13 protein-coding genes are annotated in these 13,369 nt (G+C 72.2%); 7 read left to right on the forward strand and 6 right to left on the reverse strand.

The window, feature by feature from the left end; genetic code table 11:
• Nucleotides 1-39: 39 nt before the first annotated feature.
• Nucleotides 40-1,989, forward strand: a complete 1,950-nt coding sequence (locus ACZ7OU_RS23950; protein WP_470256749.1) for a hypothetical protein — start codon at nt 40-42, stop codon at nt 1,987-1,989.
• Between the two features lie 57 nt (nt 1,990-2,046).
• On the opposite strand, the gene ACZ7OU_RS23955 is transcribed toward ACZ7OU_RS23950, so the two are convergent.
• From ACZ7OU_RS23955 to ACZ7OU_RS23965, 3 genes are all read right to left on the reverse strand, one after another.
• Complete coding sequence (locus ACZ7OU_RS23955; RefSeq protein ID WP_470256750.1) at nt 2,047-3,285, reverse strand: exonuclease domain-containing protein; 1,239 nt, start codon at nt 3,283-3,285, stop codon at nt 2,047-2,049.
• Complete coding sequence (locus ACZ7OU_RS23960) at nt 3,282-3,986, reverse strand: DUF6218 family protein (RefSeq protein WP_470256751.1); 705 nt, start codon at nt 3,984-3,986, stop codon at nt 3,282-3,284. The genes ACZ7OU_RS23955 and ACZ7OU_RS23960 overlap by 4 nt, the downstream gene beginning before the upstream one ends.
• A 102-nt stretch (nt 3,987-4,088) precedes the next feature.
• Nucleotides 4,089-4,655 carry a TetR/AcrR family transcriptional regulator gene (locus ACZ7OU_RS23965; RefSeq protein ID WP_470237870.1) on the reverse strand — a complete coding sequence of 189 codons (567 nt, stop codon included), beginning with the start codon at nt 4,653-4,655 and terminating at the stop codon, nt 4,089-4,091.
• A gap of 98 nt (nt 4,656-4,753) precedes the next feature.
• Between ACZ7OU_RS23965 and ACZ7OU_RS23970 the strand changes: the two genes are divergently transcribed.
• Entirely contained in the window at nt 4,754-5,650 is an 897-nt protein-coding gene (locus ACZ7OU_RS23970; protein WP_470256752.1) for an oxidoreductase, read from the forward strand.
• A gap of 66 nt (nt 5,651-5,716) precedes the next feature.
• Here the strand turns inward: ACZ7OU_RS23970 and ACZ7OU_RS23975 are convergent, their stop codons facing one another.
• A complete protein-coding gene (locus ACZ7OU_RS23975; protein WP_470256753.1) occupies nt 5,717-6,532 on the reverse strand; it encodes a bifunctional allantoicase/(S)-ureidoglycine aminohydrolase in 816 nt (271 codons plus the stop codon).
• Nucleotides 6,529-6,660, reverse strand: a complete 132-nt coding sequence (locus ACZ7OU_RS23980; RefSeq protein WP_470256754.1) for a hypothetical protein — start codon at nt 6,658-6,660, stop codon at nt 6,529-6,531. Before ACZ7OU_RS23980 ends, ACZ7OU_RS23975 begins: the two co-directional genes overlap by 4 nt.
• 180 nt (nt 6,661-6,840) lie before the next feature.
• On the opposite strand from ACZ7OU_RS23980, the gene ACZ7OU_RS23985 reads away from it, so the two are divergent.
• Genes ACZ7OU_RS23985 through ACZ7OU_RS24005 form a run of 5 tightly spaced genes read left to right on the forward strand, consistent with a single transcriptional unit; the run spans nt 6,841 to nt 11,816 of the window.
• Complete coding sequence (locus tag ACZ7OU_RS23985) at nt 6,841-7,227, forward strand: allophanate hydrolase-related protein (RefSeq protein WP_470237866.1); 387 nt, start codon at nt 6,841-6,843, stop codon at nt 7,225-7,227.
• Nucleotides 7,228-7,235: 8 nt separating this feature from the next.
• Nucleotides 7,236-8,042 carry a hydroxypyruvate isomerase family protein gene (locus ACZ7OU_RS23990; protein WP_470257649.1) on the forward strand — a complete coding sequence of 269 codons (807 nt, stop codon included), beginning with the start codon at nt 7,236-7,238 and terminating at the stop codon, nt 8,040-8,042.
• Nucleotides 8,039-8,917: an NAD(P)-dependent oxidoreductase gene (locus tag ACZ7OU_RS23995; protein WP_470256755.1), complete on the forward strand. Its 879-nt coding sequence runs from the start codon at nt 8,039-8,041 to the stop codon at nt 8,915-8,917. Before ACZ7OU_RS23990 ends, ACZ7OU_RS23995 begins: the two co-directional genes overlap by 4 nt.
• Nucleotides 8,914-10,698 (forward strand): glyoxylate carboligase, encoded by a 1,785-nt coding sequence (gene gcl, locus ACZ7OU_RS24000; protein ID WP_470256756.1) that lies wholly within the window; start codon nt 8,914-8,916, stop codon nt 10,696-10,698. The genes ACZ7OU_RS23995 and gcl overlap by 4 nt, the downstream gene beginning before the upstream one ends.
• Complete coding sequence (locus ACZ7OU_RS24005; protein WP_470256757.1) at nt 10,695-11,816, forward strand: glycerate kinase; 1,122 nt, start codon at nt 10,695-10,697, stop codon at nt 11,814-11,816. Before gcl ends, ACZ7OU_RS24005 begins: the two co-directional genes overlap by 4 nt.
• Nucleotides 11,817-12,433: 617 nt before the next feature.
• Here ACZ7OU_RS24005 and ACZ7OU_RS24010 read toward each other — a convergent pair.
• Entirely contained in the window at nt 12,434-13,285 is an 852-nt protein-coding gene (locus tag ACZ7OU_RS24010) for a 3-hydroxybutyryl-CoA dehydrogenase (RefSeq protein ID WP_470256758.1), read from the reverse strand.
• Between the last annotated feature and the right edge of the window lie 84 nt (nt 13,286-13,369).

Below are 13,369 nucleotides of genomic sequence, written 5' to 3' on the forward strand. Positions count from 1 at the left end.
TCGACGGATTTTGTCGGTGCCCTCCGTTACGGTCGCGACGTGACGTTATTGGAGGCTTTCGAAGACGACGAGTACTTGCCCGAGTACGGGACGGTCGTGGTCCGCGACTGTCACGCCGTTGACGCGTCGGACCCGCTGGAGAACGCGGTGCTCGCCGAGCTCGCGACCGACGCGTTGTCCGGAACGGTCGCGACGGCCGGGGACGGCTGGCTGCACGGCCACGCCGGCGACCCGTTCCAGGCGGTGCGCCTCGAGTCTCATGACGTGCTTCCGTCCCTCGTCGTCGAGGAGTGGGATGACGTCGTCGAGTCGCCGTTCCACAGCCGGACCGGCCGGATCGCGCTGGGCTACCTCACCGGCGGCGAGGACGACACGGGTCTGGATCTGGGGCGGCGAGGCCTGTTCCGGGTGCGGGTGGCACGCCGTCCCGCGGACGACGGCGAAGAGGGCGATGTCTGGCTCATGCAGTTCTGGCCGTCCGCCGAACCGGGGCTGCCTCGCTGGGTGCGGCGGACCCGGCCGGCGCTGCCCGCGCCGGGCGACGGCTGGCGGGAGGTCCTCGGGTTCGCGGTGCTGGACGTCGCCTGGACCGCCGCCGGGTACGGGCCGCCCCGCCCGGACACCTGGCTCGACGAGCCCCTGCGCGGCGACCCGCCGGACGCGGCGATCTGCGCGCAACTGGGCGTGGCGCCGCCCGAGTCGCAGCGGGACGCGGTGGCGTTGCTGGTCACCGCCGGGGTTCTCGCGTCCGAAGGGGACGGCTGGCGGCTCGTCGAAAGTCCGCCGCTCGCGGCCGAACGGCTCGACCTGCCCGGCCCGCTCGCGGCGCGGGTCACCGACGCCGCGGACCGCGCGCGGTACACGTGGGCCGCCGCGGACCTCACCAGCGTCGCGGCGTGGGGCGACCCGGCACCGGTCGCCGATCTAGCGGAACGGCTGCTCCTCGCACCGGACGAGCTGCCCGGCTTGCTCGCCCACGCCGTCGCCACCGGCTTGGTCCGGCAAACCGGGAACGGAATCGTGGCGCTGCCACGGCGTCCACCGGAACCGGTCGTGCTCCCCGTGGCGGCGGTCCGCCCGCCTCGCACGGCGAACCCCGAGACGTTCGAGGGAGCACCGCCACGGGCCGGCGTGATGGGCGGCAACGGCGACGTCGTGGTGTGGCGGCTCGACGGGCCGGTCGTGCTCGGCCAGGTTCCGCACCAGTACCGGTACCACGCCTGCGAAACGCCGGCCGGGATCGCGGTGGCGACGTCCGGCGGCCCGGGAACGCTGGTGCGCTGGGACGGCACCACCGAGCCACTGCCCGTCGACCTGGGGACGCGTCCGGTTCGTAGCGCGGACGGGCGGTTCCTGGGCGGGTTCGAGCTGCACGTCGGGCGCCGGTCCTGGGACCGGCCCCACCTCCTGGACGTGACGACGGGCGAGGTCGCGAGCCTGCCCGAGTCCGACGGGCTGACCCGCCACGCGCTCGCGGTGATCGACGGCGCGTTGTACTACGCCGAGAGCCGGCCAACCGGCACACGCACGTTCCGCTGGCGCCCCGGCACCGAGCCCGAGCCGCTGGCCCCCGACCTCTGGCAGATCGACCCGATTTCCGGAGCGGCCCTGGAACGCGGCGCCGGGGGAGTGTTCGTCCACACCCCGGCGGGCGCCCGAATCCCGATCGCCACGGACCGGCCGTACGAGCTGGCCCCCGGCGGCGAGCGGCTCGTGGCGTACGACTACCCGGCGCATTCGGCGTGGCTGCTCGACATCGGCGCGACGGAACCGGAGGAGCATCCGTTGCCCGAGGGCTGCGAGCTGAGCACGGCGATACCCTCGGCCCCATTCTGGGAGAACCGATCGACAGTGGTGTTTCAGCACGAGCACGGCGCCCGCACCCGAATGGTGCGCTGGCACGTGGCGGCCGGGCGGTTCGACCATTACGAGCTGCCGGATCTGGTCGGCTACCGGCCTTTCGCAGTGCGTCCCATCCTCCGGCCGTGACACGAAGCGCGTGGCCTGCCCGGGTCAGGCAGTGCGGGGTCAGTCCGTGTTCGGCGATCAGGCCCGGGCGAGCGCCCGCAGGAAAGCGTCCTCCGAGACGACCGGGACCCCGCACTCGCGGGCTCGCGTGGCCTTGTCCGACAGGGAGTCCGGATCGGCCGCCGCGAGGACGCGCGTCTGCTTGCTGACCGCTCCGGTGACGCGGATGCCCGCCGCGGTGGCTTCGGCCACGATGTCGGCGCGGTTGCGCTTCATGGTGCCGGTGAGGACCACCTTGTCGCCCGGTCGCAAGACGAGTCCGCCGACCTTCGGTTCCGGTCGCGATGCCGGGGCCTGCGCGGCGTCGCGTTCTTCGTCGAGGATCGTTTCGACGATCGCCGGGTCGAGCGCGAGGAGGATGGCGACGGTGAGCAGGTCGGTCCGCTCCTCGTCGGTGACCACCTGGTCGGCCCAGGCTTCGCGCGCCAGGTCGCGCAAGTAGCTCAAGTGCAGGGCCATGATTTCGCTCTTGTGCAGCCCGAGGTCGTGGGCGATCTCGACGAGCGCATCGCCTTCGGTGGCCGAGATCTGCCGGTCGAGCAAGGCGTCGTCGAGCATCGCGTAGTACGCGTCGACCACCGGTTCGCCATCCCGCGGCATCCGCTCGACAAGCCTGGCCAGGAAGTGCGGCTCGACGTGTCCGATCGCCGTCCGCCGAACCGCGGGGGCGCGACGTCGGTCGAGCCGCGGCCAAGCCCAGTTCGCGGCCCGCAGCTGGGCGCCGGTGGCACGCACGGAATCGGGTGCGTGCCGAAGAAGAAAGGCGAGGAGGTCGCCCGCTCCTCGTGCGTCGTCGAGCGCGGTGTGCCAAGAGCGTTCGGACAGGCCCGCGGCCGCGCAGCAGTCGATCAGGGACCGTCCGGAACTCAGCCGCGCCCGGCCGGCGGCTCGCATGGTGCACAACCCGGCGTCGGGCTCGAACGGCGTGTCGATTCCCAGCCGGCCGAACTCGGCGCGCAGGTGCATCGCGTCGAAAGTCCAGTTGTGTGCCACCACGACGCGACCGCTCAGGCGCTCGACGAGCTCACCGGCGAGGTGCTCGAACCGGGGTGCCCGGCGCGCGTCGGCCGCCCGGATGCCGTGGATGGCCTGAGGGCCCAGGTCCCGGTCGGGATTGACGAGCGTCACCCATTCGTCGGTGATGCGCCCGTCCGGGTCCACGTGGACGACCGCGATCTCGGCGATGCGGTGGTGCCAGCCGGTGAGGATCCCGGTGGTCTCGGTGTCGATGACGGCGTAACCGTGTGCGGTGTTCACAGCGGCAGCCGGTTGGTGCTGGCGGCCTGGACCGCGGCCAGCCACTGCGGCGGCAGTGGCTCGGGAACCCCGTGTTCGGCCCGCACGTAGCGGCGCCGGTTCTTCACCTGCTCGGTCTCCGCCCAGAGGGACACCAGCCACCGCAGCGTACGGGCGATCGACAGGACCTCGGACACGATCGGCGTCCCGGGTGCGGGCGAAATGCGAGCGATGTGCCGGAGGGAAGCGAAGTCGTGGACCTCGGCGTCATCGGGAAGGTCGTGCGTCCACTCCAGGGGAGTGATGGTCTTGCTGGCCTCGCGTGCGGCCTCGACCGTCACGGTGTACCGCTGACGTCGCTCGGCCGTCTCGCGGAACGCGTCCACCGGCGAGAACAGCTGCCGCTTCCACCAGCCGTCCTCGACGTCCACTTTCGCGGCCGTGGTGAGTTGTTCCAGCCATACCTGCAGGTTCTGCGGGTGCACGGCGGCGATCGCGCGGCGCTCGACGAGGGACAGGAGACGTCGCGCCGCCTCCGGAGAGCCGAAAGCTTCGCCGGCGGGGACGATCCAGGCGCCGGTCGGATCACCGGTCGGGCTGACGTGCCAAGTCGCCACCGACTCGACCTCGCGGTCACCGGCGCTCACGCAGAGCACGGCGCTCCCCGGCGCCCACAACGCCGCCAGTTCCTCGAGTGGTTCCACCACGGCCAGGTCCGTCACCGACTGCCTCCTTGATCGACCACCACCAAGTCGTCGATGCGCAGCAGTTGTTACACCCTTGCGTGGCAGGGTCTTTCACCATCGCCGCCCACTGCCGATCGGCTATGGCTCGACCAGCCGCCGCACGGCTTCCACCACCGTTGCCCGCCTGGCCTCGTGCTCCTGTGGGCCCAGGTCGCTGATCTCCGGGCTTTGCAGTGCCCACATCGAGGCGGTGTTGATCGTGAGCATCAGCAGTTCCGGGGCGGTGAAGCGGGTCGAGAGCCTGCCGTCCTCCTGGGCCTGGCGGATCGCATCGACCTTGGTCTGGTTCGACCTCGCGATGGCCTCGATCGGGGGCCGGCCGCCCTGCTGTTCCAGGCGGTGCCACGTCGCGAGGCGCATCACCTCCGGGTGGGCCGTCTGGCCGTCGAAGAGCGCGCCCGCGTACTCGGGCAGGTCGTCGGGGGCGATCGGGGCCAGCTCGGTCGCCTGCACGACGACCTGGTCGAACACCGCGGTGAAAAGCTCTTCCTTGCTGCCGAAGTAGGTGTAGACGAGGCCCGCGCTGCAGCCGGCCCGGCCGGCGAGCCGGTCGATCCGCGCGCCGGCGATGCCGTGCTCGGCGAACTCGGCCAGCGCGGCCTCCAGTAGGGCGCGGCGCTTGGCCTCGGGGTCTCGTGGTGCCATGCGCCCACTCTATTGAATGAACGTTCATTTGACAACCGGAGCCACGTCGTGCTTACCTGGCGACGTCGAGTTGAATGAACGTTCATTTAGGAGTCGAGATGGTTGTCCCTCCGCTAGTCGGCGAACGCGCGCTGGTCACCGGTGGGACCGGCGGAATCGGGCTCGAAACGGCGTTGGCGCTGGCCAGGGCCGGTGCCGACGTGATCATCGCCGGACGCGGGACGGCGAAGGTCGACCAGGCTGTCGCGGTGGTCCGCGAGGCCGTCGGCGCCGGCAAGGTGGACGGGCTGGTGCTCGACCTCGCCTCGCTGATGTCGATCGACAGCGCCGCCTCCGAAGTCCTCGCCGCCGGACAACCGCTGGACCTGCTGATCGCCAACGCGGGCGTCATGGCCGTGCCGGAGCGCCGGGAGACCGCCGACGGGTTCGAGCTGACGTTCGGCACCAACCACCTCGGGCACTTCGCGCTCACCGGACGCCTGCTGCCGGCCCTGCTCGCCGCGCCCGCGGCCCGGGTCGTGACGGTCAGCGCGAAAGTCGCGCGCACCAAGAACGCGACGTTGGAAGACCCGCTGAGCAAGGCGTCCTACTCGGGGATGGCCGCGTACACGAAGTCGAAGCTGGCGAACGTCGTCTTCACGCTGGAGCTGGCCCGGCGGGCGAGCGGCACCGGAATCACCGCGGTCGCCGTGCACCCGGGCACGAGCAACACCGGGCTCCAGCAGCACCTGCCGAAGTACATGCAGGTCATCGCGTCCGCGGTGCTCGAACGGTTCGTGGGCCAGAGCCCGGCCGACGCGGCCCGCCCGTCCCTCTACGCCGCGACGAACCCCGGCATCAAGCCGGGCGACTTCGTCGTGCCGGAGGGCCGCGCCGAGCTGCGTGGCGCTCCTCATGTCGCCGAAATGCCCGCCGCCGCAACCGATCCCGCCGTCGGGCGTCGGTTGTGGGAGCTCTCCGAAGAGCTGACCCACGTCACCTACGCGTTCCGCTGAAAGGACTTTCGCCCGCTACCGGCTCGCGCCGGCGGGCAGCGGGTGGCGAGAGCGAGCTGGAGCCCGTCAGAGGGACAGGCTCATGTGCCGGTTGACGTCCTTGTACAGCAGGTACCGGAACAGCCCCGGGCCGCCCGCGTAACACGCCTGGGGGCAGAACGCGCGCAGCCACATGAAGTCGCCCTCCTGGACCTCCACCCAGTCCTCGTTGAGGCGGTAGACGGCCTTGCCCTCCAACATATACAGGCCGTGCTCCATCACGTGGGTCTCGCTGAACGGGATCGCCGTGCCCGGTTCGAACGTCACGATGTTCACGTGCATGTCGTGGCGGGTGTCCGCCGGGTCGACGAAACGGGTGGTCCGCCAGCGTCCGTCGGTGCCCGGCATGGAGCCCGCCGTCACCTCGCGCTCGTTCGTCACGAACGCCTCGGGGAGCTCGAGACCCGCGACGCGCTGGTACTTCTTGCGGATCCAGTGGAACACCGCGCGCTCGGCTCCCGTGTTGTGGACGGTCCACGCCGCGCCCGGCGGGAGGTAGGCGTACCCGCCCGGCTCCAGCACGTGGTTCTCGCCGGCCAGGCCGAGGTCGAGCCGGCCCGCGGTGACGAACAGGACCGACTCGGCCTCCGGGTCGCCCTCCGGCTGGTCGCTGCCGCCGCCGGGGGACGCCTCCATCAGGTACTGGGAAAAGGTTTCCGCGAACCCGGACAGGGGCCGGGCGAGGACCCAGAGCCGGGTGCCGGTCCAGAACGGCAGGAAGCTCGTCACGATGTCCGCGTTGGTGCTGCGGGGAATCACCGCGTACGCCTCGCGGAACATCGCGCGGTCGGTCGTGAGCGCCGTCTGCGGCGCCAGGCCGCCGCCGGGGGAGTAGTAGGTCATCGTGCCACCTCCACGGGTTCGGTCGGCTCCACCGCGTCCGCCGGCTGGTCCGGCGCCAGGAGTGTCCGGACTCCGACGCTGTGCGGCGCCTTGGCGATGCCGGTCACCACCACCGGGAGGCCCGGCATCCGAACTCCTCTCCGAGCTTCCGCATCATGGAAAAGTTATTCCGCTTTGTGACTCCAAGCTAGGTACCTGCGTCTTCGCTGTCAACAGCCCCCGTCCCCTTGACACCCGACGTTGAGCATGCTGCGATCTGTATCGCATAGTGGAAGCAATCTTCCGCGATACGAAATCTGGAGGTCGTAGTGACCGCGCTGTTCTGTTCCGGTGACGCGATGCGCGGCGGCCGGCTGCACCACACCGTGTCCGCGCACCCGTTCCTCGGCGAGGTCCGGACCGCGCCGCGCTACCGGATGTACTCGGTCCGCGACGAGTTCCCGGCGCTCGCGGACGACCCGTCCGCCGGCGTGCCGCTGGCCGGCGAGATCTACGACGTCCCGCTCTCGGCGATCCGCACCGACTTCCTGCCGAGCGAGCCGCCGGAGCTGGAGCTGACCGTCATCGAGCTGGCCGACGGCCGTGACGTGCTCGCCGTCGGGCTGCGGCCGGGCGTACCGGCGCGGGAGCTGACCGACGTCACCGAGCACGGCGGCTGGCGCGCCTACCGCGCCCTCGCCGAGGAGACCCCGTGACCACACCGATGACGCTTCCCTTGCCCACGACGGCGAACTGCTCGATCCTCTTCCCCGGCGTGCCGCTGCTCCGGCGGCCGGCCGCCGCGGCCGCCGCCGGGTTCGACGCCGTCGAGTTCTGGTGGCCGTTCGAGCGGTCCGTGCCCGCCGACCGCGACGTCGACGCGTTCGTCGCCGCGGTGTCCGACGCCGGGGTCACGCTGACGGGCCTCAACTTCGCCGCCGGCGACATGCCCGCCGGCGAGCGCGGCATCCTCTCCGACCCCGCCCGGTCCGCGGAGTTCGCCGACAACGTCGAGGTCGCCGTCGGGATCGGCGAACGGCTCGGCACCACCGGGTTCAACGCGCTCTACGGCAACCGCCGCGACGGTCTCTACCCGGCGGAGCAGGACGAGCTGGCGCTCGCGAACCTCGTGCTCGCCGGCACGGCCGCCGCCAAGATCGGCGCCGTCGCGCTCCTGGAACCGGTCAGCGGCATCGACGCCTACCCGGTGCGCACCGCCGCCGACGCCGTCGCGATCTTGGACAGAGCCGGTTCCGAGCACGTGCGCCTGCTCCTGGACGTCTACCACCTGGCCGTCAACGGCGACGATCCCGCGACCGCGATCGACCGCTTCGCCGGCCGGATCGGGCACGTGCAGATCGCCGACGCGCCCGGCCGGGGCGAGCCCGGCACCGGGACCCTCCCGATCGCCGCGCTGCTCGACCGGATCGCCGCCACCGGCTACCGCGGCCGGGTCGGCCTGGAGTACAAGCCCGCGACCGCCGACCCGTTCGGCTGGCTCGCCCGACCCCTTGAAGAAGGTGCCCCATGACCAGGATCGCGTTCATCGGGCTCGGCATCATGGGCAGCCCGATGGCCTGCCACCTCGCCGCCGCAGGCCACGACGTCACCGGGTTCAACCGCACGCCGGAGAAGGCCGCGCCACTGGTCGCGGCCGGCGGCCGGGCCGCGAAGTCGGTCGCGGAGGCCGTGCGCGACGCGGACGTCGTCGCGCTGATGCTGCCGGACTCCCCCGACGTGACCGAGGTGCTGACCGGCGACGGCGGCGTGTTCGCCACGGCCGCGCCGGGCACCTTGATCATCGACTTCTCGACCATCCGCCCGGACGTCGCCGCGGACCTGGCCGCGCGGGCGGAAGAGCGGGGCCTGCACCTGATCGACGCCCCGGTCTCCGGCGGTCAGGCCGGCGCCGAGAACGCGACGCTGTCGATCATGACCGGGGGCGCCAAGGACGACTTCGTGGCCGCCCACCCGCTGCTCGACGTCATCGGGAAGACCGTCGTGCACGTCGGACCGGCCGGGGCCGGGCAGACCGTCAAGGCCGCCAACCAGCTGATCGTCGCCGGCCACCTCGCGCTGCTGGCCGAGGCGCTCGTCTTCCTCGAAGCGCACGGCGCCGACCTGCCGGCCGCCGTCGAGGTGCTCGGCGGCGGGCTCGCCGGATCCGCTGTGCTGAACCAGAAAGCGGCGAAGATGCTCGACCGCGAATTCACGCCCGGGTTCCGGATCGACCTGCACCACAAGGACATGGGCATCGTGACGACCGCCGCGCGCGAAGCCGGAGTGGCCCTCCCGGTCGGGGAGCGGGTGGCACGGCTGGTGGCCGAGACCCGCGACGCCGGGCTCGGCGGGCTCGACCATTCGGCGCTGTTCCAGACCATCGCGAACCCAAGGAGTGCCTCGTGACCAGGATGAGGGCCGTCGACGCGGCCGTGCGGATTCTCGAGATCGAAGGCGTGACGCAGGCATTCGGCGTCCCGGGCGCCGCGATCAACCCGTTCTACTCGGCGTTGCGCGCCCACGGCGGGATCTCCCACGTGCTGGCCCGGCACGTCGAAGGTGCGTCGCACATGGCCGAGGGCTACACCCGCTCCGCGCCGGGCAACATCGGCGTCTGCATCGGGACGTCCGGGCCCGCCGGCACCGACATGATCACCGGCCTGTACTCCGCGGCGGCGGACTCGATCCCGATCCTGGCGATCACCGGGCAGGCGCCGGTCGCGCGGCTGCACAAGGAGGACTTCCAGGCCGTCGACATCACGTCGATCGCCGCGCCGCTCACGAAGATGGCCATGACGGTGCTGGAGGCCGCGCAGGTGCCGGGCGCCTTCGCGCAGGCGTTCCACCTGATGCGGTCCGGCCGGCCCGGGCCGGTGCTGATCGACCTGCCGATCGACGTCCAGCAGACCGAGATCGAGTTCGACCCGGACACCTACACCCCGCTGCCGGTGCACCGACCGGCGGCGACCGCCGCGCAGGCCGCGAAGATCCTCGACATGCTCACCGAGAGCGAACGGCCGCTGATCGTCGCCGGCGGCGGGATCATCAACGCCGACGCCTCCGCCGAGCTGGTCGAACTGGCCGAGCTGCTGGGCGTGCCCGTGGTCCCGACGCTGATGGGCTGGGGCACGATCCCGGACGACCACCCGCTGTCGGCGGGGATGGTCGGGCTCCAGACGTCGCACCGGTACGGCAACGCGACGTTCCTGGAGTCCGACTTCGTGCTCGGCATCGGGAACCGGTGGGCCAACCGGCACACCGGCGGCCTGGACACCTACCGGCGCGGACGGCGGTTCGTGCACGTCGACATCGAGCCGACCCAGATCGGCCGGGTGTTCGCCCCGGACTACGGCGTCGTCTCCGACGCGGGGGCCGCGCTGCGGGCGCTGCTCGACGAGGCCCGCCGCCGCGCGGGAACCCTGCCGGACTACTCGGAGTGGGCCGAGCAGTGCCGCGCGCGCAAGGCGACCCTGTTGCGGCGCACCCACTTCACCGAGGTCCCGATCAAGCCGCAGCGGGTGTACGAGGAGATGAACCGGGTGTTCGGCCCGGAGACCCGGTACGTCTCGACGATCGGCCTGTCCCAGATCGCGGCCGCCCAGTTCCTGCACGTCTACCGGCCGCGGCACTGGATCAACGCCGGCCAGGCCGGTCCGCTCGGCTGGACGGTCCCGGCCGCGCTCGGCGCCGTCGCCGCCGACCCGGAGACTCCGGTGGTGGCGCTGTCCGGCGACTACGACTTCCAGTTCATGCTCGAGGAGCTGGCCGTCGGGGCGCAGTTCGGGCTGCCGTACGTGCACGTCGTCGTCAACAACTCCTACCTCGGCCTGATCCGGCAGGCGCAGCGGAACTTCGACATGGACTACTGCGTCCAGCTGGGCTTCGACAACATCAACGCCACCGACGACGGCCCAGCCCTGCCGAAGGGCTACGGCGTCGACCACATCCGGGTCGCCGAGGGCCTCGGGTGCGTCGGCCTGCGGGTCACCGACCCGGAGCTGCTCGAAGCGGCACTGCGCGAAGCCTGGCGGCTGGCCCGTGAGCACAAGGTGCCCGCGGTCGTCGAGGTCGTCCTCGAACGCGTCACCAACATCGCCATGGGCGCGGCGGACATCGACGCGGTCACCGAGTTCGAGGACCTGGCCACCACGCCGGAAGACGCGCCGACCGCGGTCGGGTCGCGGTGACCGGGCACATCCTCCTGGCTCCGGACAAGTTCAAGGGTTCACTGGACGCGGCGGGCGTGGCGAACGCGCTCGCCGAGGGCATCGCCGACGCCGACCCGGCCCAAGAGGTCCGGCGGTGCCCGGTCGCCGACGGCGGTGACGGCACGGTCGCGGCCGCCGTCGCCGCCGGCTGGTCGGAGGTCCGCGTCGCGACGACCGGGCCGACGGGGGCACCGCTGGTGGCCCCATACGCCCGCAGCGGGGGCACGGCTCTGTTCGAGCTGGCGACGACGGCGGGCTTGGCTGTTCTGCCCGGCGGCGAGTTCGCGCCGCTCGACGCCGGGACCGAGGGCCTGGGCACCCAGGTCGTCCACGCGCTGGAGCGCGGCGCGGGCGAGATCGTCATCGGTCTGGGCGGGAGCGCCACGACGGACGGCGGCGCGGGGATCCTGCGGGCCCTCGGCGCCCGGGTCCTCGACGCGCACGGCCGGGACCTGCCGCCCGGTGGCGGCGCGCTGGCCCGCGCCGAGTGGGTGGACCTCGACGGACTCCACCCGCTGGCCCGCCGCGCGCGGTTCTCTTTCGCTTGCGACGTCGACAATCCGTTGCTCGGGCCGGAGGGTGCGGCCGCGGTGTACGGGCCGCAGAAGGGCGCGGATCCCGGCCAGGTCCGGGAGCTCGACGCCGCGCTGGCGCGCTGGGCCGCGGTCCTGGGCCGGGCGACCGGCCAGGATCCCGCCACCATCGCGGCTTGGCCGGGCGCCGGCGCGGCGGGCGGTGCGGCCTGCGGACTCGGCGCTGTGCTCGGCGCGACTCGCCGTTCGGGGGCGGACGCGGTGTTGACGCTGACGGGGTTTCCCGCGGCTCTCGAGGGGGCGCGGCTGGTGGTGACGGGTGAGGGCCGGCTCGATAGGCAGACGTTGCACGGCAAGGCCCCGGCGGCCGTCGCGGCGGCGGCCGGGGTGCCGGTGGTCGCGGTGACGGGGGAGTGCCTGCTGACCGAAGACGAGTGGCGGTCGGCTGGTTTCGCTGCTGTGTATGCGCTTGTCGAGCTGGCCGCGGATCGCGAGGACGCGCTGACCAACGCGGCTGCGTTGCTGCGCCGGACCGGTGCGCGGATCGGTCGGGGGTATCGGTGAGTGGGTTGGGTTGAGGGGGCTCGTCGGTCCGCGTGGCCGGGTGGTTGTGTCGGACGGGTGCGCGGATCGGCTGGGGGCACTGGTGCGTGGGTTGGGTTGAGGTGCCATGAACGCGCGCGGGGCCGGGTTGTTGCGCCGGGTCGGTGTGCGGATCGGTCGGGGGCACCGGTGAGTGGGCTGGGCTGAAGGGCTCTTCAGCCCACGTGGCCGCGTTGCTGCGCCACGCCGGTGCGCGGATCGGCCGGGGTCAGTGCACGTGGCTGCGGCAATGCGTCGAGCCCTCCGCGGCGCCAGACTCTAGCCCGGCGCACCAGTGGAGCCCGGCCAGCGGGCGGAGCGCCGGCCGGGTGCGGCGTTGTCCCAGTCGCGCACCCCGAGCTGCCGAGGCGCGCTGTCCGGCTGAGGAAGCACGCGCGGCACACCGCGGCTCCGCGCGAAATGCCTGAACCCCCGCCGGGCGGCCATCGCCGCGAAGCACGGTGCGCATGCCGGTACGAACGTGTCCGCCGGGGTGCCCGGTAGCCGGACCGTCTTGCCCGGGTGGGCGGATCCCGTGCAGATCTGGTGCTGGTGGCCGGCCGGTGCGCACAGGCAGCGGCACTCCGTGGCCGAGGTCGTCACGGCCGGTCGTACGTGTAGAAACCGCGGCCGCTCTTGCGGCCGTACAAGCCCGCGTCGACCATGCGCGCGAGCAGCGGCGGGGGTGCGTAGAGCGGCTCCTTGAACTCTTCGTACAGCGATTCGGCGACGGCCTTGGTCGTGTCGAGGCCGATCAGGTCGGCCAGGGCGAGCGGTCCCTGGGGGTGCGCGGCGCCGCGGACCAGGCCTTCGTCGATCGCTTCGCGGGTGGCGAAGCCGGATTCGAGCATGCGGATCGCGGCGAGGACGAACGGGATCAGCAGCGCGTTGACCACGAACCCCGCGCGGTCCTGGCAGCGGATCGGGTGCTTGCCGAGGGCGTCCTGGGCGAACGTCCGGGCGCGCTCGACGGTCGCCGCCGCGGTCAGGAGGCTGGGCACCAGCTCCACCAGCGGGAGCACCGGCACCGGGTTGAAGAAGTGCACTCCGATGACCTGGGCCGGGCGCTGCGTCGCGGTGCCCAGCTTCATGATCGGGATCGACGAGGTGTTGGACGCCAGGATCGCGTCCGGCGCGGACACGATCTTGTCGAGCTGGCCGAACAGCTCCGTCTTGACCGCTTCGTCCTCGACGATCGCTTCGACGACGAAGGTGCGGTCGGCCAGGTCGTCCAGCGCTTCGGTGACCCGGATGCGGCGCAGGACCTCGGCGGCGTCCGGGATCTTGCCCTTCGCCTCGGCGCGGGTCAGCGAGGTTTCCAGCCGGCGCCGCCCGGCCTCCGCGGCGGCCGGGTTCGATTCGACGACCACGACGTCGAGGCCGGCCCGGGCGCACACCTCGGCGATCCCGGCCCCCATCTGCCCGCATCCGACCACGCCCACGCGTTCCATCGCCGCCACCTCTCCGGTACTCGGTATCATTTCGACGGTACTCAGTACCGATCGGTAGCTGAAGGCTCGCGGCTATGACGACCG

Source organism: Amycolatopsis sp. NPDC114505 (genome assembly GCF_055633615.1).